General features: G+C 70.0%; 29 protein-coding genes. 25 read left to right on the plus strand and 4 right to left on the minus strand.

Going from position 1 to position 19,129, the window contains the following annotated elements; all coding sequences use genetic code 11:
- The first annotated feature begins 60 nt into the window (after window positions 1-60).
- On the plus strand, window positions 61-1,173 hold the full coding sequence (locus P2T62_RS04955) for a mandelate racemase/muconate lactonizing enzyme family protein (protein ID WP_276260377.1): 1,113 nt from the start codon (window positions 61-63) through the stop codon (window positions 1,171-1,173).
- 702 nt (window positions 1,174-1,875) lie between these two features.
- On the opposite strand, the gene P2T62_RS04960 is transcribed toward P2T62_RS04955, so the two are convergent.
- From P2T62_RS04960 to P2T62_RS04975, 4 genes are all read right to left on the minus strand, one after another.
- Window positions 1,876-2,394 (minus strand): glutathione S-transferase N-terminal domain-containing protein, encoded by a 519-nt coding sequence (locus P2T62_RS04960; RefSeq protein WP_276260378.1) that lies wholly within the window; start codon window positions 2,392-2,394, stop codon window positions 1,876-1,878.
- Window positions 2,395-2,481: 87 nt separating this feature from the next.
- Window positions 2,482-3,255, minus strand: coding sequence for an adenosylcobinamide amidohydrolase (locus P2T62_RS04965; RefSeq protein ID WP_276260379.1), 774 nt, complete (start codon window positions 3,253-3,255; stop codon window positions 2,482-2,484).
- A complete protein-coding gene (locus tag P2T62_RS04970) occupies window positions 3,248-4,267 on the minus strand; it encodes a threonine-phosphate decarboxylase (protein ID WP_276260380.1) in 1,020 nt (339 codons plus the stop codon). Before P2T62_RS04970 ends, P2T62_RS04965 begins: the two co-directional genes overlap by 8 nt.
- Window positions 4,267-4,956 (minus strand): NTP transferase domain-containing protein, encoded by a 690-nt coding sequence (locus tag P2T62_RS04975; RefSeq protein WP_420028411.1) that lies wholly within the window; start codon window positions 4,954-4,956, stop codon window positions 4,267-4,269. Before P2T62_RS04975 ends, P2T62_RS04970 begins: the two co-directional genes overlap by 1 nt.
- An 830-nt stretch (window positions 4,957-5,786) precedes the next feature.
- On the opposite strand from P2T62_RS04975, the gene P2T62_RS04980 reads away from it, so the two are divergent.
- The 24 genes from P2T62_RS04980 (at window position 5,787) to P2T62_RS05095 (ending at window position 19,129) form a co-directional block, all read left to right on the plus strand.
- Window positions 5,787-6,737: an RNA methyltransferase gene (locus P2T62_RS04980; RefSeq protein ID WP_276260381.1), complete on the plus strand. Its 951-nt coding sequence runs from the start codon at window positions 5,787-5,789 to the stop codon at window positions 6,735-6,737.
- Between the two features lie 137 nt (window positions 6,738-6,874).
- Window positions 6,875-7,882 (plus strand): 50S ribosomal protein L3, encoded by a 1,008-nt coding sequence (locus tag P2T62_RS04985; protein WP_276260382.1) that lies wholly within the window; start codon window positions 6,875-6,877, stop codon window positions 7,880-7,882.
- 3 nt (window positions 7,883-7,885) lie between these two features.
- On the plus strand, window positions 7,886-8,632 hold the full coding sequence (gene rpl4p, locus P2T62_RS04990; protein WP_276260383.1) for a 50S ribosomal protein L4: 747 nt from the start codon (window positions 7,886-7,888) through the stop codon (window positions 8,630-8,632).
- A complete protein-coding gene (locus P2T62_RS04995; RefSeq protein ID WP_276260384.1) occupies window positions 8,629-8,886 on the plus strand; it encodes a 50S ribosomal protein L23 in 258 nt (85 codons plus the stop codon). The genes rpl4p and P2T62_RS04995 overlap by 4 nt, the downstream gene beginning before the upstream one ends.
- A complete protein-coding gene (locus P2T62_RS05000) occupies window positions 8,887-9,624 on the plus strand; it encodes a 50S ribosomal protein L2 (protein WP_276260385.1) in 738 nt (245 codons plus the stop codon). It abuts the gene before it with no gap.
- The gene (locus P2T62_RS05005; protein ID WP_276260386.1) at window positions 9,621-10,049 is read left to right on the plus strand and encodes a 30S ribosomal protein S19; all 429 of its coding nucleotides are present in this window, start codon (window positions 9,621-9,623) and stop codon (window positions 10,047-10,049) included. The genes P2T62_RS05000 and P2T62_RS05005 overlap by 4 nt, the downstream gene beginning before the upstream one ends.
- Before the next feature lie 3 nt (window positions 10,050-10,052).
- Window positions 10,053-10,517 carry a 50S ribosomal protein L22 gene (locus P2T62_RS05010; RefSeq protein ID WP_276260387.1) on the plus strand — a complete coding sequence of 155 codons (465 nt, stop codon included), beginning with the start codon at window positions 10,053-10,055 and terminating at the stop codon, window positions 10,515-10,517.
- Entirely contained in the window at window positions 10,517-11,491 is a 975-nt protein-coding gene (locus P2T62_RS05015) for a 30S ribosomal protein S3 (RefSeq protein ID WP_276260388.1), read from the plus strand. The genes P2T62_RS05010 and P2T62_RS05015 overlap by 1 nt, the downstream gene beginning before the upstream one ends.
- Window positions 11,488-11,688, plus strand: coding sequence for a 50S ribosomal protein L29 (rpmC, locus tag P2T62_RS05020; RefSeq protein WP_276260389.1), 201 nt, complete (start codon window positions 11,488-11,490; stop codon window positions 11,686-11,688). Before P2T62_RS05015 ends, rpmC begins: the two co-directional genes overlap by 4 nt.
- 2 nt (window positions 11,689-11,690) lie before the next feature.
- On the plus strand, window positions 11,691-12,077 hold the full coding sequence (locus P2T62_RS05025; RefSeq protein WP_420028436.1) for a ribonuclease P protein component 1: 387 nt from the start codon (window positions 11,691-11,693) through the stop codon (window positions 12,075-12,077).
- Entirely contained in the window at window positions 12,068-12,394 is a 327-nt protein-coding gene (locus P2T62_RS05030; protein WP_276260391.1) for a 30S ribosomal protein S17, read from the plus strand. The genes P2T62_RS05025 and P2T62_RS05030 overlap by 10 nt, the downstream gene beginning before the upstream one ends.
- The gene (locus P2T62_RS05035) at window positions 12,394-12,792 is read left to right on the plus strand and encodes a 50S ribosomal protein L14 (RefSeq protein ID WP_276260392.1); all 399 of its coding nucleotides are present in this window, start codon (window positions 12,394-12,396) and stop codon (window positions 12,790-12,792) included. Before P2T62_RS05030 ends, P2T62_RS05035 begins: the two co-directional genes overlap by 1 nt.
- Window positions 12,789-13,169, plus strand: a complete 381-nt coding sequence (gene rplX, locus P2T62_RS05040; protein WP_276260393.1) for a 50S ribosomal protein L24 — start codon at window positions 12,789-12,791, stop codon at window positions 13,167-13,169. The genes P2T62_RS05035 and rplX overlap by 4 nt, the downstream gene beginning before the upstream one ends.
- Window positions 13,166-13,981 (plus strand): 30S ribosomal protein S4e, encoded by an 816-nt coding sequence (locus P2T62_RS05045; protein ID WP_276260394.1) that lies wholly within the window; start codon window positions 13,166-13,168, stop codon window positions 13,979-13,981. The genes rplX and P2T62_RS05045 overlap by 4 nt, the downstream gene beginning before the upstream one ends.
- Window positions 13,974-14,504, plus strand: a complete 531-nt coding sequence (locus P2T62_RS05050) for a 50S ribosomal protein L5 (protein WP_276260395.1) — start codon at window positions 13,974-13,976, stop codon at window positions 14,502-14,504. The genes P2T62_RS05045 and P2T62_RS05050 overlap by 8 nt, the downstream gene beginning before the upstream one ends.
- On the plus strand, window positions 14,501-14,692 hold the full coding sequence (locus tag P2T62_RS05055) for a 30S ribosomal protein S14 (RefSeq protein WP_254823335.1): 192 nt from the start codon (window positions 14,501-14,503) through the stop codon (window positions 14,690-14,692). The genes P2T62_RS05050 and P2T62_RS05055 overlap by 4 nt, the downstream gene beginning before the upstream one ends.
- Window positions 14,692-15,084: a 30S ribosomal protein S8 gene (locus P2T62_RS05060; protein ID WP_276260396.1), complete on the plus strand. Its 393-nt coding sequence runs from the start codon at window positions 14,692-14,694 to the stop codon at window positions 15,082-15,084. Before P2T62_RS05055 ends, P2T62_RS05060 begins: the two co-directional genes overlap by 1 nt.
- Before the next feature lie 2 nt (window positions 15,085-15,086).
- On the plus strand, window positions 15,087-15,626 hold the full coding sequence (locus P2T62_RS05065; protein ID WP_276260397.1) for a 50S ribosomal protein L6: 540 nt from the start codon (window positions 15,087-15,089) through the stop codon (window positions 15,624-15,626).
- A gap of 89 nt (window positions 15,627-15,715) precedes the next feature.
- Window positions 15,716-16,507, plus strand: coding sequence for a 50S ribosomal protein L32e (locus P2T62_RS05070; RefSeq protein ID WP_420028437.1), 792 nt, complete (start codon window positions 15,716-15,718; stop codon window positions 16,505-16,507).
- Complete coding sequence (locus P2T62_RS05075; protein ID WP_276260399.1) at window positions 16,504-16,956, plus strand: 50S ribosomal protein L19e; 453 nt, start codon at window positions 16,504-16,506, stop codon at window positions 16,954-16,956. Before P2T62_RS05070 ends, P2T62_RS05075 begins: the two co-directional genes overlap by 4 nt.
- Window positions 16,956-17,516, plus strand: coding sequence for a 50S ribosomal protein L18 (locus P2T62_RS05080; protein ID WP_276260400.1), 561 nt, complete (start codon window positions 16,956-16,958; stop codon window positions 17,514-17,516). The genes P2T62_RS05075 and P2T62_RS05080 overlap by 1 nt, the downstream gene beginning before the upstream one ends.
- Window positions 17,509-18,156, plus strand: a complete 648-nt coding sequence (locus tag P2T62_RS05085; RefSeq protein ID WP_276260401.1) for a 30S ribosomal protein S5 — start codon at window positions 17,509-17,511, stop codon at window positions 18,154-18,156. The genes P2T62_RS05080 and P2T62_RS05085 overlap by 8 nt, the downstream gene beginning before the upstream one ends.
- Window positions 18,156-18,620 carry a 50S ribosomal protein L30 gene (locus P2T62_RS05090; RefSeq protein WP_276260402.1) on the plus strand — a complete coding sequence of 155 codons (465 nt, stop codon included), beginning with the start codon at window positions 18,156-18,158 and terminating at the stop codon, window positions 18,618-18,620. Before P2T62_RS05085 ends, P2T62_RS05090 begins: the two co-directional genes overlap by 1 nt.
- Window positions 18,617-19,129: an uL15m family ribosomal protein gene (locus tag P2T62_RS05095; RefSeq protein ID WP_276260403.1), complete on the plus strand. Its 513-nt coding sequence runs from the start codon at window positions 18,617-18,619 to the stop codon at window positions 19,127-19,129. The genes P2T62_RS05090 and P2T62_RS05095 overlap by 4 nt, the downstream gene beginning before the upstream one ends.

Consider the following 19,129-nt stretch of genomic DNA (forward strand, 5'->3'; position numbering starts at 1 on the left):
CGAGAGGACCCGTGCAAGACAGGCGCAAGCTATTCCTCGCCCCCCTTCCCGTCCTCGCGCATGCAGATCACCGGCATCGAGCAGACGCACCTCGACGGCGCCGTCGACGGGATGTTCTACCCGACGTGGATTCCCGGCTACCCGCAGAGCACGCACGAACTCGAACTGTTCGAGGTGAAGACCGACGAGGGGATCACGGGCTACGCCGCCAGCCCCTCGTTCGCCGGCGGGCTGGAGTACGGCGACCAGCTGGGGCTGTTCCTGACGGGCGAGGACCCGCACAACGTCGACGGCATCCTCCAGAAGCTGGAGACGGTCAATCTGGTGGGGCCGCGCCCGTGGCACCTGGAGATGGCGCTCTGGGACATCATCGGCAAGGACGCCGGCAAGCCCGTCTACGAACTGCTGGGTGCGGAGGCGACGGACATCCCCTGCTACGCCTCGACGGGCGAGTACAAGCCCGCCGACGAGCGCATCGACTACATCGAAGCGCGGATCGACGAGGGGTTCGAGGCCGTCAAGCTCCGTGTGACGGAGGTCGAGCACATCGAGATGGTCAAGGAGATCCGCGACCACTTCCCGGACCTCCCGCTGATGGTGGACGCCAACAAGGGCTGGGCGGTGCGGGTGATGGAGGAGGAGACGAAGTGGTCGCTCTCGGACGCCGTCGAGTTCGCCCGCGGGCTGGAGGAGGTGGGCAACGTGAAGTGGCTGGAGGAGCCGCTCCCGCGCCACGACTACCGGGCGTACGCTCGACTGCGGGAGAAGGTGGACGTGCCCATCGCGGGCGGGGAGTTCAACAACGACACCCACCACTTCCGCGAGTTCGCCAAGCACGAGTCGCTGGACGTGTTCCAGCCCGACGCCGCGCTCGCGACCGGCATCAAGCAGGGCGTCGAGGTCGCGGCGATGGCCCAGGAGTTCGGCGCGAAGTTCGTCCCCCACACCTGGACGAACGCGCTCGGGTTCGCCGCCAATCTGCACACGATGACCGCCGCCGGCTCGGACTGGTGCGAGTACCCCATGGAACCGCCGTGGACGCCGGACGTCTGGTCGTTCATGCTGGAGGAGGGCTTCGAGCACGAGAACGGGTACATCCGGGCGCCGGACGAACCGGGACTGGGGGTGCAGCTGGACGAGGACGTGGTGGCCGAGGCGAAGGCCGAGGACTGACGCTTCGGTTTCCCGGTCGTTCTACCGAATCAACGGATTCTCTCACGACGACGGCGGTTACGACGAGGGAGACACCTACGAAGCCCTCGCGCTCTCGACCATCCAGGCCTCGCTGCGGTCCTCGGTCGCTGCGCTCCCTGCGGTCCTTACGTCGTCCGGGATGGGTCGAGAGCGCTCGCCCTTCGAGTCCACCAGGAGATTGAACGTGTCACGGGCGCTGTGGCCCTGCCCTTCCCCGAGGTCGCGCGGGCCTCGCGGTGCTCGGCCACGCGCTCCCGGCCAGAGAGCGGTTGCTCGGCCGGCCGGTTCCGAGATTAGGAAGCGCGCTCGCGCCCCCGCTGTGGAGGCCGCGACCGCAGGGAGCGTGCCGGAACACGCCAGCGCGAGCGCGGGGAGGTGTGGGGACACCAACACTCCGCTGGAACCACCACGCGCGTCGCTCGACCGAACAGGCAACAGGGCGGGACTGAAAGGGGCCGCCCGCCTCGACGAAGGCGGCCGAAGTAAGCACCGCAGCGACCGCAGGGAGCGAGGAGCGCAGCGAGGCCCCCGAGTCGAGCGGGCGGGGGCTTTCAACAGGAGTCTGTCGTCAGGTCGGTGTGGGTGGGGGAGGGGCCCACAGCCAGCAGTGGCTTAATCGAGATATATCGCGACTACGGTACGAAAATAATATTTTGGGGGTGAATATCCAAATTTGAATACTTATCTGGCGTAGTGCTCCTCGAGGTACGCCACAATATCATCACTCTCGTACAGCGACTCGCCGCGCTCGCGGTCCACCAGCAGCGGGACCTGGTCCTGGCCGTAGCCCTCCAGTTCGGTGTGGCGGTCGCGGTTCGTAACGGTGCCGTCGGTGAACATCGTCCCCGCGGTCCGGGGGTTGTGGCAGGTGTAGCTGATGCCGTTGCGGGTGCAGAGCCGTCGGACCTTCCGGCAGTGGGGGCAGTCCTCCGCCTGGTAGAGGACGAGCGCGTCGGCGGTCGCCGGGCGGCCGCCCTCGTCGGGGTCGAGGCCGAACTCGCGCTGGACGGTCAGGCCGAGCGTGACCACCACCACGGCCAGCGCGATGGCGCCGACGGGGAGCAGGCTCCCCTCGGTGAGCGTGTCGAGCCGACCGGTGAGGCCGGCGACCGTCGCGAACGCGCCGATGAACGCAAGCAGCCAGGTCGCGCCGTCGCGGAGGCGCTCCGGCCCGCCGAGTCGCTGGAGGGGTGTCGTCATGACGGAAGGCGCGGGGGCCGGTGACTTGAACCCCCGCCGAGTCGGCCGTCGGTCCTGGCACGGCCGACGCCGACGCGCTGGACGGACTCACTCCGCCCGGTCCGGCTCGAACACCCGTGCTGTCTCGTCCGTGACGACGCCGTACTCGGCCACTGCGACCGAATCCGGAAGCTCGCCGGCTCGGCCGTCGTAGCGCGCATCGAGACTCGCCAGGAGCGCGTCCCTGACGCAGGCCCGGGTCGCCGCGCCGACGGCCGTCGCGCTGCCGGCGAACTCGGCCGGGTCGCCGCCCGGGTCGCATCCGACGGCGACGGCGTCCGAGGTCGTACCAGTGAACCCCGTCGTCGCCAGCAGCGTCGCGGTCTTGGCCTCCACCGCGGTCGCCAGCAGCTCCGCGAGCGTCCCCTCGGCGAGCGCCCGGTCGGTCGCGACGACGAGGTTGACCGTGCCGACCGGCGGGTCGTCGTCGGCACCGGCCTCGTCGGCGAGGGACGACGAGTCGCCACCGACCAGCGGGAGCGTCGCGGGGTTCGACAGCCCGCCGGTCGCGAGCACCGTCACCGGGCCCCGGACTGCGAGGCGGGCGTGGGCCATCGAGACACCCGTCAGCAGCGTCGGGCCGTCGTCCTCGAAGCCCGCCTCCCGGCGGCGGCCCCGTGCGTAGGCGTCGAGGTCGGTACGGCCGAACCCCTCCGGAACGGTGAGGTTGTACGCTGCGCGGGCACGACGCGTGCCGCCACGGCCCCCGGTGACGAGCCAGTGCCACTCGGCGGGCGCGCCGACCCGGCACACGTCGGCGCGGACCGTCGCCGTCACGCCGGCGCCCGCGCTCGTGCCGCCGTCGGGTCCCCCCTCAGACATCGAGCGCCTCCAGCAGTCGGTCGTTCTCGTCGGGCAGGCGGACCGCGACCCTGATGTGCCGGTCCAGCCCGCGGAAGGTGGTGGCGTCCCGGACGGCGATGCCCCCGGCTTCGAGTCGCGCGGCGAGCGCGTCGACGCTCCCATCCGGATCGGCGTCGCGCAGCCGGCAGAGCAGGAAGGGCGCCTCGGAGTCGTGGACGTCGAAGCGGTCGGCGAGGCGGTCGCGCATCCGGTCGCGTTCGGCGGCGACGCGGTCGCGTGTCTCCGCTACGAACTCGTCCGCGCGCATGGCGTGGGCGCCCACGGCGGCCGCGGGCGTCCCGAGCGCCCACGCGGGCACGGCCGTCCGCAGGCGGTCGAGCGCCCGCCCCCGGGCGACCGCGAAGCCAGCGCGGAGTCCCGGCAGGCCGAACAGCTTCGTGAGCGAGCGCGCCGCGACGACGCCCTCGCGCCCGGCGAGCGAGTCGCGGTCGGTGAACCCGAGGAAGGCCTCGTCGGCAAGCAGGAGCGTGTCGGCCTCGCGACAGCGACGGGCGAACGCCCGGAGCGCGTCGGGCGTGGGGGCGTCGCCGGTCGGGTTGTTCGGCACGCAGACGACGGCCATCGCGTGCGGGGACGGGTCGGCGTCGACGAGTCCGTCGTGGGCGACGAACTCCGGGTCACCGCCCTGCAGCCGGATTTCGCGGGCGTACTCGCCGAAGCTGGGCGCCGGGACGAGCACGCTGTCGCCGGGTTCGACGTGGGTGGCGACCGTCAGGCGGATGGCCTGCAGGCCCCCGGCGGTCGGAACCACGCGGTCCGGCTCGCAGCCGGCGTACGCCGCGGCCGCGCGGCGGTAGTCCGGATACCCTCGAGGGGGGTACGAGCGCGCGGCGTCGAGCGCGTCCTCGTACACCGCGCGCGTCCCGGGCGGCGTGCGCGGATTGATGTTGGCGCTGAAGTCCAGCACCGCGGGGTCGTCGCTGGAGCCGTGCGGGACGCGCTCGGTCCGGTCGACGCTTTGTGGGTCCATCAGCGACCCTCCGCCCCGAGTCGCTCGGCGACCGCCGCGTCCGCGAGCCGGTTCACGTTCACCGCCAGCCGGGCGTCGTGGGTCACGTACAGTCGCTCGTCGTACTCGGGGGTCGTGTCGCTTTCGCCGGCGTCCGGGTCACCGCTGGGGGGGTCGTCGCCCCCGCCCTCGTCGTCGGCGACCCTCCCGACGACGTTCACGCCGGTCGGCGCCAGTTCCCGGCCGCCGTGTGCCCGGGTGGTGTCGGCCGAGACGCCGAGCGCGTCCTTCAGCGCCGTCGGCACACAGACGGTGAGCGACGGGGTGGCGGTCGGTTCCGGGTCGAGTGCGGCGTAGTGGTTGCAGATGTCGTCGACGGCGTCGGCGGCCAGCAGCGGGAGGTCGGCGGCGACGGTCAGGGCGGGCGTCGAGACACGGGGGTCGTCGAGTGCGCGGCCGAGGTCGGCGACGTACCCCTCGCCCGCCGCGTCGATGACCGTCTCGTGTGGGTCGGCGGTCTCTGCGGCGTGGCGGGCCGTCCGGGGCGCCCCGGGTGCGGTGACGAGGTGGACCCTCGAGACGCGCTCGGCACGCCGCAGGGCCGTCCGGACCCGGTCGAGCATCGGCCGGCGGCCGACCTCGTGGAGTGGTTTCTCGGTCGCGCTGTCGAGGCGCGTCCCGCGGCCGCCGCACATGAGGAGCGCGTTCATCTGGTGAGTTGTTCGTCTTCGTCAGATAACTGGGTATTTATCGATATATTACTATATTACACGTTCAAACTGCGTCTCAGACGACGTGGGTGCGTTGCTGTGGGCTCTTGCTGGAGCCCTCTGCCGCCGGGACGATATCTCTGGCGACGAGGAATCCACACTCGGCGCGCGCTGGTTCGACTGGCGGGAGTGGCACGCACCAGCCGAGCGGCTGGGTCGGCTACCGGTTCCACCGACAGGAAGCGCGCGCGCGCCCTCACTGGCGGAGCCGGCGCGCCAGCGCCGTGCGGAGCCACAACTGCGCCCGCGCGGGGAGGTTCGGGGACCCTGCAGCCCGCTGGAACCACCACGTGCGAACGCTCGGTGGAACAACCGGGCCCTGGCGGACTCGAAGGGCGAGTGCTCTCAATCCGGCCCCGGCGACGCAAGCACCGCAGCGGAAGCTCGGAACGGCCCCGAGCGAAGCGAGGGGCCGCACGCCCGGACCGCGAGGAGCGCAGTGAGTCGCGGCCGGTTGAGAGCGCGAGGGCTTCGTAGGAGTTCCTGTCGCCGTTGTCGTCGCTGTCGTCGTGAGGAGACGAGGATTTCGCAGGGTTCCCCATGGTCAGCGGACCCACCGTTTCCGCGAGCGAGGACGACCTGAACCACCCTCAACTGGGTACCCCCATCCTACCGCACCTAGCGGCACCGCTTACCGGAACCACGACACGCGTTCCCACGGCGAAACCCCTGCGAAACCGCCACAGACGCGCCGTAGAAACACTATCCTTTTATGCGCGGATTCGGTACGACCGGCACAGTCTAGTGGCCCGGCGTGGAAGCGCCACGGCATGACACGCAGCGTGCTCGTGCCGTCGTCACTGGTCCGGGAGGCCGAGGACAAGCGGGCTGCGACCCGCAAGCTCGGCTACGTCGCCCGCGCGGCGGCGGTCTTCCGGATCGACCGGCTGGTCGTCTACCCCGATCCGCTCGGGGAACCGGACGCCGGCTGGGGTGACGGCGGGTTCGTGCACACCGTACTCGCGTACGCCGCCACGGCGCCCTTCCTCCGAAAGGAGGTCTGGGGCAGGCGGAGCGAACTGGAGTACGCGGGCGTGCTGCCGCCGCTCCACCTGGGTACACGGACCGGCTCCGGATCTACCGGTTCGGGGTCGTCAAGACAGGGCATCGTGACCGAGGTCGGACCTGAGGAGCGCGTCCGGGTCAATTGCGGCCTGCAACACCCGATCTCCCTGCCGGTCCCTCCGGGAATGGAGGTACCGCGCGAGGGGGAGCGCGTAACTATCAGGGTTTCCTCACGCGAACCGGTCCGCGCGAAGCTCGTCGACGAACCCCAGCCGGGGTTCGACGTCGAACGCGCGGGCCTCGCTCGGCAGCTCGCCCGGGTCGACGCCGGCGTCCGTATCGCCGCGTCGCGCTTCGGCGAGCCGCTGACCGTCGCCCGGCTCGACTCCCTTCGCGGGGAGTGCGAGGCGGCCGGCGGCTGGACGATGGCGTTCGGCGCCCCCGAACGGGGGCTCCCGGACATCCTCGGCGAGGACGCCGAGGCCATCAGCCGGGCTGCGCGCGAGGGAACTCACAGTGAGACTGGTACCGTGGCCGTGGCCGGCCACACCGACACCGACGACGGCGCACCCACCGCGGGTGCCGCCACCGACAACGAACCGCGCGACCCGCGGTTCGACCTCTGGCTCAACACGGTCCCCGACCAGGGCAGCGAGACGGTGCGAACCGAAGAGGCGATGTTCGCGTCGCTCTCGCCCCTGCGTCTCCCCCGCTAGGGGGTTCGGGGGCGCCGAGTTCCACGGTGCGACGAGGGACGCCCACGCGCGTTGTTGCGCGGGCGGACGACGATACCGAGGTCCCTCTCGCCCCACCGGCACGAGGCGCCCACCAGCAAGACAGAGGAACACAACACATGCCACAACCGAGCAGACCACGCAAGGGCTCGCTGGGCTACAGCCCCCGGTCGCGGACGGACAGCGAGGTGCCCCGCATCTCGACCTGGCCGGACGACGGCGACCAGGCTGCCATCCAGGGGTTCGCCGGCTACAAGGCCGGCATGACGCACGTCGTCATGATCAACGACGAACCCGACTCCCCCCGCGAGGGGATGGAGGAGACCGTCCCCGTGACGGTCGTGGAGACGCCGCCCGTCCGGGCGGCGGCCCTGCGAGCCTACGAGTCGACGCCGTACGGACAGCGACCGATCACCGAGGTATGGGCCGACGCCGAGAACCGTCACGACGACCTCTCGCGTGCGGTCTCCGCCCCGGACGAGATGGACGATTCGGACCTCCAGACGGCCCTCGACGAGGGCCGCGTGGACGACGTGCGCCTCATCACGCACACTGTCCCCGGCGAGCTCCCGAGCGTCCCGAAGACGACGCCCGACGTCATGGAGACGCGGGTCGGCGGCCCCTCGGTCGACGACCGCGTCGAGTTCGCCATGGACCTCCTCGAGGAGGGTGGCGCACACGACGTGACCGACGTCTTCCGCGCCGGCGAGTACGCCGACATCGCGGGCGTCACGAAGGGCAAGGGCACCCAGGGCCCGGTCAAGCGCTGGGGCGTCCAGAAGCGGAAGGGCAAGCACGCACGCCAGGGGTGGCGCCGACGCATCGGCAACCTCGGCCCGTGGAACCCCTCCCGCGTCCGCTCGACGGTCCCGCAGCAGGGCCAGATGGGCTACTCCCAGCGGACGGAACTGAACAAGCGACTCCTCGCGCTGGACGAGGGCGAGATGGCGCCGGACGGCGGCTTCGTCAACTACGGCGAGGTCGACGGCCCGTACGCGCTGGTCAAGGGCTCCGTTCCGGGCCCGGACAAGCGCCTCCTGCGTCTCCGCCCCGCGGTCCGCGCGACGAAGCAGCCGCCCCTCGACCCCGAGGTGCGGTACGTCTCCACGGAATCCAACCAGGGATAGATCATGGAAGCAACAGTACGCGACCTGGACGGCGCGGACGACGGCAGCATCGAGCTGCCCGACGTGTTCGAGACGGTCCACCGACCGGACCTCATCAAGCGAGCCGTGCTCGCCGCCCAGGCCAACCGACGACAGGACTACGGTACCGACGAGTTCGCGGGCCTGCGGACGCCCGCCGAGTCCCCCGGCTCCGGCCGCGGGATGGCGCACGTCCCCCGGCAGAACGGCGTCGCGAAGCGCGTCCCCCAGACGGTGGGCGGCCGCGTGGCGCACCCGCCGAAGGCCGAGAAGGACCGCACGCTCGACATCAACGACAAGGAGCGCCAGCTCGCCGTTCGCTCGGCGCTGGCGGCCACCACGGACGGCGACCTCGTGGCCGAGCGCGGCCACGACTTCGACGACGACGTCGAGTTCCCGCTCGTCGTCTCGGACGAGTTCGAGGACCTGCAGAAGACCCAGGAGGCCCTGGGCGTGCTGGAGGCCCTCGGCGTCGCTCGTGACGTCGAGCGCGCCGACGCGGGCCGCAAGGTCCGCGCCGGCAAGGGCAAGGGCCGCGGCCGGAAGTACAAGCAGCCCAAGTCCGTGCTCGTCGTGACCAGCGAGGAGCCGTCGCGCGCCGCCCGCAACCTCGCGGGCGTCGACGTCGCGACGGCCGACGAGGTCAACGCCGAGGACCTCGCGCCCGGCACGCACGCGGGCCGCCTGACGCTGTTCACCGAGTCCGCCATCGAGGAGGTGAGCGGTCGATGACGGGCGACGTCGTCAAGCACCCGCTCGTCACGGAGAAGGCGATGAACAAGATGGACTTCGAGAACAAGCTCGAGTTCGTCTGTGACATGGGCGCGACCAAGGACGAGATCGCGACGGCCGTCGAGGACCGCTTCGACGTCCGCGTCGTGGACGTCAACACGCAGAACACGATGCAGGGCCACAAGAAGGCGACCATCACGCTACACGAGGACGACGACGCACAGGACGTCGCGTCCCGCGTGGGGGTGTTCTAGATGGGGCGTCGCATCCAGGGCCAGCGGCGTGGGCGCGGTACCCCCACGTTCCGTGCGCCCTCGCACCGCTACAAGGCGGACCTCTCCCACCGGAAGGTGGAGGACGGCGACGTGGTCGCCGGGGAGGTCGTCGACATCGAGCACGACCCTGCCCGGTCGGCGCCGGTCGCGGACGTCCAGTTCGAGGACGGCGACCGCCGGCTCGTGCTCGCCCCCGAGGGCATCGCCGTCGGGGACACGCTCCAGCTCGGCGTCTCCGCCGAGGTGGCACCCGGGAACACGCTCCCGCTGGCCGAGATCCCCGAGGGGGTCCCGGTCTGCAACGTCGAGCGCCAGCCCGGTGACGGTGGGAAGTTCGCGCGCGCCTCCGGCGTCAGCGCGGACCTGCTGACCCACGACCGCAACGCGGCCGTGGTCCAGCTCCCCTCCGGCGAGGTCCGACGCCTCAGCCCGGACTGTCGGGCCACCATCGGCGTGGTCGCCGGCGGCGGCCGGACGGAGAAGCCGTTCGTCAAGGCCGGCAACAAGTACCACAAGATGCGTGCCCGCGGTGGGAAGTACCCCACCGTCCGTGGTGTGGCGATGAACGCCGTCGACCACCCGTTCGGTGGCGGCGGCCGCCAGCACCCGGGCAAGCCGAAGAGCATCTCCCGGAACGCCCCGCCGGGACGCAAGGTCGGTGACATCTCCTCGCGACGGACGGGTCGCGGGGGCAAAGGGGGCCGAGACAAGTCATGAGTTCCGAATACCAGATCGGCCGCGACAAGGACGAGGAGTTCACGTACCGCGGTCACACGCTCGACGAGCTGCAGGACATGAGCCTGGAGGACGTCGCCGAACTGCTACCCGCCCGCCAGCGGCGGAGCATCACCCGAGGGCTGACGACCGAGCAGGAGAAGCTGCTCGAGGACGCCCGCGAGGCCGAGGAGGAGGCCACGGCCAACGACCCGATCCGGACGCACCTGCGTGACATGCCGATCGTCCCCGAGATGGTCGGCCTCACCTTCGAGGTGTACAACGGTCACGAGTTCGACCGCGTCCTGGTCGAGCCGGAGATGCTGGGCCACTACCTGGGCGAGTTCGTCCTCACCCGCACCTCGGTCGAACACGGCCAGGCCGGCATCGGCGCGACCCGGTCCTCGAAGTTCGTGCCCCTCAAGTAAACCATGGGAATCAGCTACTCGGTCGACGCCGACCCGGACTCGACGGCCAAAGCGATGCTCCGGGAGCGGCACATGAGCCACAAGCACAGCAAGGAGATCGCCCGCGAGATCAAGGGCATGACGGCCGGCGACGCCGTCGATTACCTCGAACAGGTGATCGCCGGCGAGCGCTCGGTCCCGTTCAAGTCCCACAACTCCGGGGTCGGTCACCGCAACGACATCGATGGCTGGGACGCGGGGCGCTACCCCGAGAAGGCCAGTAAGGCCTTCCTCGACCTGCTCGAGAACGCCATCGGCAACGCCGACCACCAGGGATTCGACGGCGAGACCATGGCCATCATGCACGTCGCCGCCCACAAGGTGGGCGAGTCCCCGGGGCGTAAGCCGCGCGCCTTCGGCCGCGCCTCCGAGTGGAACACCCCGCAGGTCGACGTCGAGATGATCCTGACCCAGGAGGAGGACGAATAATGGCAGACGAGCACCAGTTCATCGAGAACGGCCTCGAACGGACCCAGATCGACGAGTTCTTCAAGTCCGAACTGTCCCGAGCGGGCTACGGCGGCATGGACGTCGCCCAGACCCCGATGGGGACCCAGATCGTCCTCAAGGCCGAGAAGCCCGGGATGGTCATCGGCAAGGGCGGGAAGAACATCCGGAAGATCACGTCCGAGCTGGAGTCCCGGTTCGACATGGACGACCCGCAGATCGACGTCCAGGAGGTCGACGAGCCGGACCTCAACGCGCAGATCGTCGCCGACCGGCTGGCGAACGCCCTGGAGCGTGGCTGGTACTTCCGGAAGGCCGGCCACACGACCATCGACCGCATCATGGAGTCCGGCGCGAAGGGCGCCGAGATCGTCCTGAGCGGGAAGGTCACGGGGGCGCGCTCGCGCGTCGAGAAGTTCAACCGTGGCTACATCAAGCACAACGGCGAGCCCGCCGAGACCGTGGTCGACCACGGCCAGGGTGTCGCGGTGATGAAGCTCGGCACCATCGGTGTCGACGTGAAGATCATCGGCCCCGACGCCGAGCTCCCCGACGACTTCGAGGTCTACGAGGACGTCGAGGTAGAGGACTACATCGAGGAGCCCGACGAGAGCGTCGAGGAGCTGCTCGAGGGCGAGGGCGACGCACCCGAGGACGCCGGCATGGCCGGCGAGGGCGAGCCCGAGGACCTCGCCGAGACCACCGAGGGCGACGCCGCCGATGTCGAGGAGGAGGTCCTCGACGAGGTCGGGGAAGAGGAGGTCCTCGAGGACGAGGAGGAGCCGGCTCCGGCCGTCGAGCCCGACGAGGAGATCGAGGACGAGCTCGAGGAGCTCGAGGAGTCCGTCGAGGAGGAGGCCGACGACCTGATGGAGCAGATGCCCGACGAGGCCGACGAGGGCGCACAGGCTCCCGCGGACGACGAGGACGAGCCCGACGAGGAGGGTGAGCAATGACCATCCTGCACGTCGAGGAGATCCGCGACATGACGCCCGCCGAGCGCGAATCCGAGCTCGACGAGCTCGAGACGGAGCTCCTGAACGCGCGGGCCGTACAGGCGGCCGGTGGCGCGCCGGACAACCCCGGGCGGATCCCGGAGATCCGGAAGGCCATCGCCCGCATCAAGACGATCCAGAACGAGGAGAGCGAGTGACGATGCTGACCCCCGAGACCCTGCCGCGCCACGAACTCACCGGCCTCCCGGTCCGCGTCGCCGACGCCACCCACGACGGGTACGTCGGTATCGCGGGTCGCGTGGTCGAGGAGACCGAGCGGACGCTGCTCGTCGAGAGCGGCGACGCCGGCGGTGCGGACGCAGCGGCGCCACGCGCCGCGAGCGGGACTTCGGGGGCCAGCGTGCGGCAGGTCCCGAAGGCGGCGGCGACGTTCGAGTTCCGCCTGCCCGACGACGCGAGCGATGACGCCTCGGCGCGCCACGGCGGCGCGCGGGAGGCCGACCAGTTCGTGACCGTGGCGGGCGAGCGACTCGTCGCTCGGCCGGCCCGACGGACCGAACATAGAGGTGATTCGATATGGCGCTAGGACTGAACGCAACCGAACCTGAGGCGGCCTGTGCCGACCCCAACTGTCCCTTCCACGGCGAACTGTCCGTGCGGGGCGGGGTCATCGAGGGACAGGTCGCTTCGACAGACATGGACAAGACCGTCGTCGTCGAGCGGGAGTACGACGTGCAGGTCCCGAAGTACGACCGGCTGATGAAGCGCCGGTCCCGGGTCTCCGCACACCACCCGCCGTGCCTCGAGGTAGAGGTCGGCGACACGGTCCGTATCGCAGAGACACGACCGCTCTCGAAGACGAAGAGCCACGTCGTGATAGACATCGAGGAGGGTGACGCCTGATGGAGGCACTCAACGCCGACGTCACGCCCGGCCTGGAGAAGGGCTCGCTCATCCGGTGTGCGGACAACACCGGCGCCCGCGAGCTGAAGGTCATCAGCGTGTCGGGCTACTCCGGCGCGAAGAACCGACACCCGAAGGCCGGTCTGGGTGACAAGGTGACGGTCTCCGTCACGAAGGGCACCCCGGAGATGCGACGGCAGGTCCTGCCCGCCGTCGTCATCCGGCAGCGCAAGCCCATCCGTCGTCCCGACGGCACCCGCGTCAAGTTCGAGGACAACGCGGCGGTCATCGTCGACGAGAACGAGGACCCCCGCGGGACCGAACTGAAGGGCCCCATCGCCCGCGAAGTGGCCGAGCGGTTCGGCTCCATCGCGTCCACCGCGACGATGATAGTATGAGCAAGCAGCCATCCAAACAGCGGACACGACAGCGACGTGCGCCGCTCCACGAGAAGCAGAAGCAGGTCCGAGCCCACCTCTCGGAGGACCTCCGCGAGGAGTACGGGCAGCGGTCCGTCCGCGTCAACGCGGGCGACACCGTCGAGGTCCAGCGTGGCGACTTCGCCGGCGAGACCGGCGAGGTCGTCGACGTCGACCTCCGGTCGGCGACCATCAACGTCGAGGACGTGACCGTCGAGAAGGCCGACGGGGAGGAGGTTCCCCGTGACCTCGACGCGTCGAACCTCGTCGTGACCGACCTCGACCTCGAGGACGACCTGCGCGAGGAGCGGCTGAACCGAGCGGAAAGCGACGATGACGAGGTGAGCGACGAATGACGCGCCACCAGAAGCGGCTCTCCGTCCCGAAGTCGTGGCCCGTCGAGCGGAAGACGGCCGCCTACACGGTCAAGGCCGACGCTGGCCCGCACGGCGAGAGCGGGGTTCCCCTGCTCATCGTCCTGCGCGACGTGCTCGGCTACGCCGACTCCCGGAAGGAGGCCCGCTACGCCCTCGACCAGGACAACGTCCTGATCAACGGCCAGGCGGCCTCCGACGAGGAGCGTCCCATCGGGATGTTCGACATCGTGGAGTTCACCGAGCGCGACGAGCACTACCGCGTCTTCCCCGACGAGGGCGGTCGGCTCGCGCTGACCGCTATCGACGCCGAGAGCGCGGGCTCGCGGCTCGGCAAGGTCGTCGGCAAGACCCACGAGGCGGGCGGCGAGACGCAGCTCACGCTGCACGACGGCGCCACCCTCCGGACCGGTGACGACCAGATCTCGCCCAACGACTCCGTCGTCGTCTCGAACGACGACAAGTCCATCGTGGCGCACTTCCCGTACGAGGAGGGTGCGCTGGTGACGGCCGTTCGCGGCAGTCACGCCGGCGAGATCGGTCGGATCGACGAGATCCAGGTCACGCCCGGTTCCTCGAAGAACAACGTCCTCATCGAGGGCGACGACGGCCGCTTCGAGACGGTCGAGGACTACGTCGTCGTCATCGACGAGAACTTCACCTCGGACGAGGGCGACGAGCCCGACGCCGACGTCACCACCGGCGGCGACGAGGACGACCCGCAGTCGGCGGACGCCGACGAGGCCGAACTCGACGAGTCCGACGACGCCGAGGAGGTGAGCGACGATGAGTAGCGAGGCCGAGGGCGGCGAGTTCCACGAGATGCGCAAGCCGCGCATCGAGAAGGTCGTCGTCCACATGGGCGTCGGCGAGGGTGGGCGCGAGCTCGCCAACGCCGAGGAGATCCTCGCCGAGGTGGCGGGGCAGGAACCCGTTCGGACGACCGCGAAGGGCACCATCGCCGCGTTCGGCGTCCGCGAGGGCGACCCGATCGGTGCGAAGGTGACACTCCGCGACGACCTGGCCCGCGAGTTCCTCGAGACGGCGCTGCCGCTTGTGGAGCTGTCCGAGCACCAGTTCGACGAGTACGGCAACTTCTCGTTCGGGGTCGAGGAGCACACCGACTTCCCGAGCCAGGAGTACGACCCGAGCATCGGTATCTACGGGCTGGACGTGACGGTCAACCTCGTCCGTCCGGGCTACCGGGTCCGCAAGCGCGACAAGGCAGCGAGCGACATCCCGCCGCGACACCGCCTCGATGCGGCCGACGCGGTGGCGTTCGTCGAGACCGAGTTCGACGCGGAGGTCAACGAATGAGCGAGAGCGAGACCGAAGGAGAACACGAGGAACCCACCGGCGAGAACGCCGCGAAGCGCACCGGCGCGCAGGAGGCCTGCCAGCGGTGCGGTCGCGAGCAGGGCCTGGTCGGCAAGTACGACATCTGGCTCTGCCGGCAGTGCTTCCGCGAGATCGCCCGCGGCATGGGGTTCGAGAAGTACAACTGATGACAGGAAACGATCCACTGGCCGCCGCGCTGTCCGGCATCGACAACGCCGAGCGCGTCGGTCACCTGACACACGAGGTCGAGCCCGCCTCGAACGAGATCGGCTCCGTGCTCGAGGTCTTCTACGACCGCGGGTACGTCGACGGCTTCCAGTACGTCGACGACGGGAAGGCCGGTCAGTTCGAGGTCGAACTGAAGGGTGCCATCAACCGGTGTGGCGCGGTGAAGCCGCGCTACTCGGCGGGCGCCGACGAGTACGAGCGCTGGGAGAAGCGGTTCCTCCCGGCCCGTGACTACGGCGCGCTCGTCGTCACCACCTCACAGGGGGTCATGTCCCACTACGAGGCCCGCGAGGCCGGCATCGGTGGCCAGGTCATCGCATACGTATACTGACAATGACAACACGCATCGAACTAGACGTACCCGAGGACGTCGACGCCTCGATGGACCATCTCGACCTCACGGTCGAGGGGCCCAACGGGAGCGTCACGCGCAAGCTCTGGTACCCGGACATCGACGTCGCCGTCGAGGACGGTCAGGTCGTCATCACCTCGGAAGAGGACGACGCGAAGACCGACGCCACCGCCGGCACGTTCGAGTCCCACGTGCGGAACATGTTCCACGGGGTGACCGAGGGCTGGGAGTACAGCATGGAGGTCTTCTACTCCCACTTCCCGATGCAGGTGAAGGTCGAGGGCGACGAGGTCGTCATCTCGAACTTCCTCGGCGAGAAGGCACCCCGCCGGACGCCCGTCCGCGGCGACACGGAGGTCGAGGTGGACGGCGAGGAGGTACGGCTCCGCGGCAGCGACATCGAGGCGGTGGGCCAGACGGCCGCCGACATCGAGCAGCTGACCCGCGTGAACGACAAGGACAACCGCGTCTTCCAGGACGGAGTCTACATCACCAGCAAGCCGTCCCGAGGTGACGCCTGATGGCAGACGACGAGCAAGGTCGTGAGGATCAGGCGCGCGACCAGGAGGACGAGCAGGTCCGCGAGGAGACCGAGGAGGAACTCGAACGGATGGACGAAGACGAGCCCGAGGACGACGAGGAGTTCCAGTTCGGCGACGAGGACGACGAGGAGACGGCGGAATCCGAGTCCGAGTCCGAAGCGGAGGCCGACGAGGAGTACACCGACCTGACCGACATCAGCGGCGTCGGGAACGCGAAGGCCGCGGCCCTCGAGGGCGCGGGCTACGAGACGGTCGAGGACATCAAGCGGGCCTCCCAGTCCGACCTCGCGGAGGTCGACGGCATCGGCAACGCGCTCGCCGCGCGTATCAAGGCCGACGTCGGCGGCCTGGAGGTCTCCGAGGAGACCGAGGCCGAGGTCGAGGCCGACGAGGAGGAGGCCCCCGAGGAGGAGGACGTCGAGACGGAGCTCCGACCTCGCGGCCACGCCGACAAGACGCCCGACCTGTCCGAGCAGGAGGAACGGCTGCTGGCCCAGCGCAAGCGCGTGGGCAAGCCGCAGTTCTACCGCCAGGACTACCACAAGAAGAAGCGGACGCCGACCTCGTGGCGCCGTCCCCGCGGTGGCCTGTCGAAGCAGCGACGGGGCATCAAGGGGAAGGGCGACACGGTCGAGGCCGGCTTCCGGACGCCGAAGGCGGTGCGCGGCAAGCACCCCTCGGGCTTCGAGGAGGTCCGCGTGATGAACGTGGACGACCTCGAGGGTATCGACGAGGACCGCGAGGCCGCCCGGATCGGCTCCACCGTCGGTGCCCGCAAGCGCGAGCGCATCGAGGAGGAGGCCGAGGACCGCGGCATCCGCGTCCTCAATCCGACCTACGTGGAGGTGGAGATCGAATGACGGACCTCAAGGCACAGAAGCGACTGGCCGCCGACGTCCTCGACGTCGGCAAGAACCGTGTGAAGTTCGACCCGGACCGCCAGGCGGACCTCGCCGATGCGATCACGCGCGACGACGTGCGTGAACTCATCGAGGAGGGCGCCATCCGCGTCGAGCCCAAGCAGGGCAACAGCCGTGGCCGTGCCCGCGAGCGCGCGAAGAAGCGCGCGTACGGGCACCGCAAGGGCCAGGGCTCCCGCAAGGGCAAGGCCGGCGGTCGGAACAACGAGAAGGACGAGTGGCGGAGCAAGATCCGGGCCCAGCGGCGACGGCTCCGGAAGTACCGCCAGAACGACGAACTGACCCCCGCCGAGTACCGCCAGCTGTACAGGATGGCGGGCGGCGGCGAGTTCGACTCGGTCGCGGACGTGGAGCGGTACGTCCGGGCCAACTACGAGGTGGATGACTGATGGCGACAGGACCACGATACAAGGTGCCGATGCGGCGTCGGCGCGAATCCAGGACGAACTACCACCAGCGGTTGCGCCTGCTGAAATCCGGCAAGCCGCGGCTGGTCGCTCGAAAGAGCAACCAGCACACCAGGGCGCAGCTGGTCGTGCGTGGTGCACAGGGGGACAACACGGTCGCATCCGCGACCTCGAACGACCTGCAGGACTTCGGCTGGGAGGCGCCCACCGGGAACCTGCCGGCGGCGTACCTGACCGGCCTGCTGGCCGGCAAGCGTGCGCTGGAGGCGGGGCTCGAGGAGGCCGTCCTCGACATCGGCCTCAACACGGCGACGCCCGGCAACAAGGCGTTCGCGGTGCAGGAGGGCGCCATCGACGCCGGGCTGGAGATCCCGCACAGCGACGACGTGTTCGCGGAGTGGCCCCGCACGCGCGGGGAGCACATCGCGGAGTACGCCGAGATGCGCGACGAGCCGCTGTACAGCGGCGACTTCGACGCGACGGAGCTGCCGGACCACTTCGATACGGTCCGGGAAACCATCATGGAGGACATCAATGAGTAACGGCTGGGAACCCCAGACACGACTGGGCCGGAAGGTGGCCGAGGGCGAGATCAGCGACATGAAGACCGCCCTCGAGTCCGGGCTCCCGCTGAAGGAGCCCGAGATCGTCGACCAGCTCCTCCCGGGGCTGGAGGACGAGGTGCTGGACATCAACATGGTCCAGCGGATGACCGACTCCGGGCGCCGGGTGAAGTTCCGGTGCGTGGTGGCGGTCGGCAACCGCGACGGCTACATCGGCTACGCCGAGGGGCGTGACGACCAGGTCGGCGGTGCCATCCAGAAGGCCATCGGGATCGCGAAGCTCAACATGATCAAGGTCGAGCGCGGCGCCGGCTCCTGGGAGGACCGATCCGAGCGGCCCCACTCGCTGGCCCGCAAGACCGAGGGCAAGGCCGGCTCCGTGACGGTGGAGCTCATCCCGGCCCCGGAGGGGCTCGGGCTGGCCGCGAGCGAGACGGTGCGGAACGTGCTCGAACTCGCGGGCATCGAGAACGCCTGGACCAAGAGCCACGGCAACACCCGGACCACCTTGAACCTCGGCAAGGCGACCTTCCGCGCACTGGAGAACGCCGCGATGGCCCGCGGGCCCCGCGCCCTGCGTGCCGAGAGCGGTGTCGAGCCCGGGGAGGTGAGCGAGTGATGCGCGCCCTCGTCCAGCTCCGCGGCGAGGTCAACCAGGGCACCGACGTGCGCGACACGCTCGGCATGCTCAACCTCCACCGCGTCAACCACGCCACGCTCGTCCCGGAGACGGACACCTACCGTGGCATGGTCAACAAGGTGAACGACTGGGTGGCCCACGGCGAGCCCTCGACCGAGATGGTCGAGACGCTCATCCGTCGGCGCGGCGAGCCCGCCGAGGGCGACGCCGACATCGACGACGAGTGGGTCGCCGAGCACACGGACTACAGCGACGTCGCGTCGCTGGCCGAGGCCCTCGTCAACGAGGAGACGAAGCTCCAGGACGAGGGGCTCTCGCCCACGCTGCGGCTCCACCCGCCGCGTGGCGGCCACGACGGCATCAAGCACCCCATCAAGGAGGGCGGGGTCCTCGGCAAGCAGTCGACCGAGGAGATCGACGCCCTGCTGGAGGCGATGCGATGACATCCAAGAAACGACGACAGCGCGGCTCCCGCACCCACGGCGGGGGCTCGCACAAGAAGCGACGGGGCGCCGGCCACCGCGGCGGCCGCGGCCGCGCCGGCCGTGACAAGCACGAGCAGTACCTCTACCCGCCGCTCGGCAAGTCCGGCTTCAAGCGCCCCCAGAAGGTACAGGAGCAGATCGAGACCATCAACGTCCGCGAACTCGACGAGGACGCGGTCGTCCTCGCCGCGGAGGGCGTCGCCGAGGAGACCGGCGACGGCTACGAGGTCGACGTCCGCGACGTCGTCGAGGACGGCCACGAGGTCGACGCGGTGAAGGTCCTCGCGGCGGGTCAGGTCCACGAGGCCCTGACCGTCCACGCGGACGCGTTCTCGGACGACGCCCGCGAGGCCATCGAGGCCGCGGGCGGCGAGGCGGTCCTCACCGAGCGCGGCGAGGAACGCGCCGCCGAGGCCGAGGACGAGGAGGCCGAAGGAGATACAACCGAGGAGTCCAACGAGGATTAA

Source organism: Haloglomus litoreum, from assembly GCF_029338515.1.
Classification (GTDB): domain Archaea; phylum Halobacteriota; class Halobacteria; order Halobacteriales; family Haloarculaceae; genus Haloglomus; species Haloglomus litoreum.

Excerpts from the sequence above, each read along its gene's own strand:
- P2T62_RS05075 (WP_276260399.1), top strand. The coding sequence starts at position 16,504 with ATGACGGACCTCAAGGCACAGAAGCGACTGGCCGCCGACGTCCTCGAC.
- P2T62_RS05065 (WP_276260397.1), top strand. The coding sequence starts at position 15,087 with ATGACAACACGCATCGAACTAGACGTACCCGAGGACGTCGACGCCTCG.
- P2T62_RS05010 (WP_276260387.1), top strand. The coding sequence starts at position 10,053 with ATGGGAATCAGCTACTCGGTCGACGCCGACCCGGACTCGACGGCCAAA.
- rpl4p (WP_276260383.1), top strand. The coding sequence starts at position 7,886 with ATGGAAGCAACAGTACGCGACCTGGACGGCGCGGACGACGGCAGCATC.
- rplX (WP_276260393.1), top strand. The coding sequence starts at position 12,789 with ATGAGCAAGCAGCCATCCAAACAGCGGACACGACAGCGACGTGCGCCG.
- P2T62_RS05070 (WP_420028437.1), top strand. The coding sequence starts at position 15,716 with ATGGACGAAGACGAGCCCGAGGACGACGAGGAGTTCCAGTTCGGCGAC.
- P2T62_RS05080 (WP_276260400.1), top strand. The coding sequence starts at position 16,956 with ATGGCGACAGGACCACGATACAAGGTGCCGATGCGGCGTCGGCGCGAA.
- P2T62_RS04995 (WP_276260384.1), top strand. The coding sequence starts at position 8,629 with ATGACGGGCGACGTCGTCAAGCACCCGCTCGTCACGGAGAAGGCGATG.
- P2T62_RS04955 (WP_276260377.1), top strand. The coding sequence starts at position 61 with ATGCAGATCACCGGCATCGAGCAGACGCACCTCGACGGCGCCGTCGAC.
- P2T62_RS05045 (WP_276260394.1), top strand. The coding sequence starts at position 13,166 with ATGACGCGCCACCAGAAGCGGCTCTCCGTCCCGAAGTCGTGGCCCGTC.
- P2T62_RS05025 (WP_420028436.1), top strand. The coding sequence starts at position 11,691 with ATGCTGACCCCCGAGACCCTGCCGCGCCACGAACTCACCGGCCTCCCG.
- P2T62_RS04980 (WP_276260381.1), top strand. The coding sequence starts at position 5,787 with ATGACACGCAGCGTGCTCGTGCCGTCGTCACTGGTCCGGGAGGCCGAG.
- P2T62_RS05015 (WP_276260388.1), top strand. The coding sequence starts at position 10,517 with ATGGCAGACGAGCACCAGTTCATCGAGAACGGCCTCGAACGGACCCAG.
- P2T62_RS04965 (WP_276260379.1), bottom strand. The coding sequence starts at position 3,255 with ATGTCTGAGGGGGGACCCGACGGCGGCACGAGCGCGGGCGCCGGCGTG.
- P2T62_RS05095 (WP_276260403.1), top strand. The coding sequence starts at position 18,617 with ATGACATCCAAGAAACGACGACAGCGCGGCTCCCGCACCCACGGCGGG.
- P2T62_RS05055 (WP_254823335.1), top strand. The coding sequence starts at position 14,501 with ATGAGCGAGAGCGAGACCGAAGGAGAACACGAGGAACCCACCGGCGAG.
- P2T62_RS05035 (WP_276260392.1), top strand. The coding sequence starts at position 12,394 with ATGGAGGCACTCAACGCCGACGTCACGCCCGGCCTGGAGAAGGGCTCG.
- P2T62_RS05085 (WP_276260401.1), top strand. The coding sequence starts at position 17,509 with ATGAGTAACGGCTGGGAACCCCAGACACGACTGGGCCGGAAGGTGGCC.
- P2T62_RS04975 (WP_420028411.1), bottom strand. The coding sequence starts at position 4,956 with ATGAACGCGCTCCTCATGTGCGGCGGCCGCGGGACGCGCCTCGACAGC.
- rpmC (WP_276260389.1), top strand. The coding sequence starts at position 11,488 with ATGACCATCCTGCACGTCGAGGAGATCCGCGACATGACGCCCGCCGAG.
- P2T62_RS04970 (WP_276260380.1), bottom strand. The coding sequence starts at position 4,267 with ATGGACCCACAAAGCGTCGACCGGACCGAGCGCGTCCCGCACGGCTCC.
- P2T62_RS05030 (WP_276260391.1), top strand. The coding sequence starts at position 12,068 with ATGGCGCTAGGACTGAACGCAACCGAACCTGAGGCGGCCTGTGCCGAC.
- P2T62_RS05090 (WP_276260402.1), top strand. The coding sequence starts at position 18,156 with ATGCGCGCCCTCGTCCAGCTCCGCGGCGAGGTCAACCAGGGCACCGAC.
- P2T62_RS05050 (WP_276260395.1), top strand. The coding sequence starts at position 13,974 with ATGAGTAGCGAGGCCGAGGGCGGCGAGTTCCACGAGATGCGCAAGCCG.
- P2T62_RS05060 (WP_276260396.1), top strand. The coding sequence starts at position 14,692 with ATGACAGGAAACGATCCACTGGCCGCCGCGCTGTCCGGCATCGACAAC.
- P2T62_RS04985 (WP_276260382.1), top strand. The coding sequence starts at position 6,875 with ATGCCACAACCGAGCAGACCACGCAAGGGCTCGCTGGGCTACAGCCCC.
- P2T62_RS05005 (WP_276260386.1), top strand. The coding sequence starts at position 9,621 with ATGAGTTCCGAATACCAGATCGGCCGCGACAAGGACGAGGAGTTCACG.
- P2T62_RS04960 (WP_276260378.1), bottom strand. The coding sequence starts at position 2,394 with ATGACGACACCCCTCCAGCGACTCGGCGGGCCGGAGCGCCTCCGCGAC.
- P2T62_RS05000 (WP_276260385.1), top strand. The coding sequence starts at position 8,887 with ATGGGGCGTCGCATCCAGGGCCAGCGGCGTGGGCGCGGTACCCCCACG.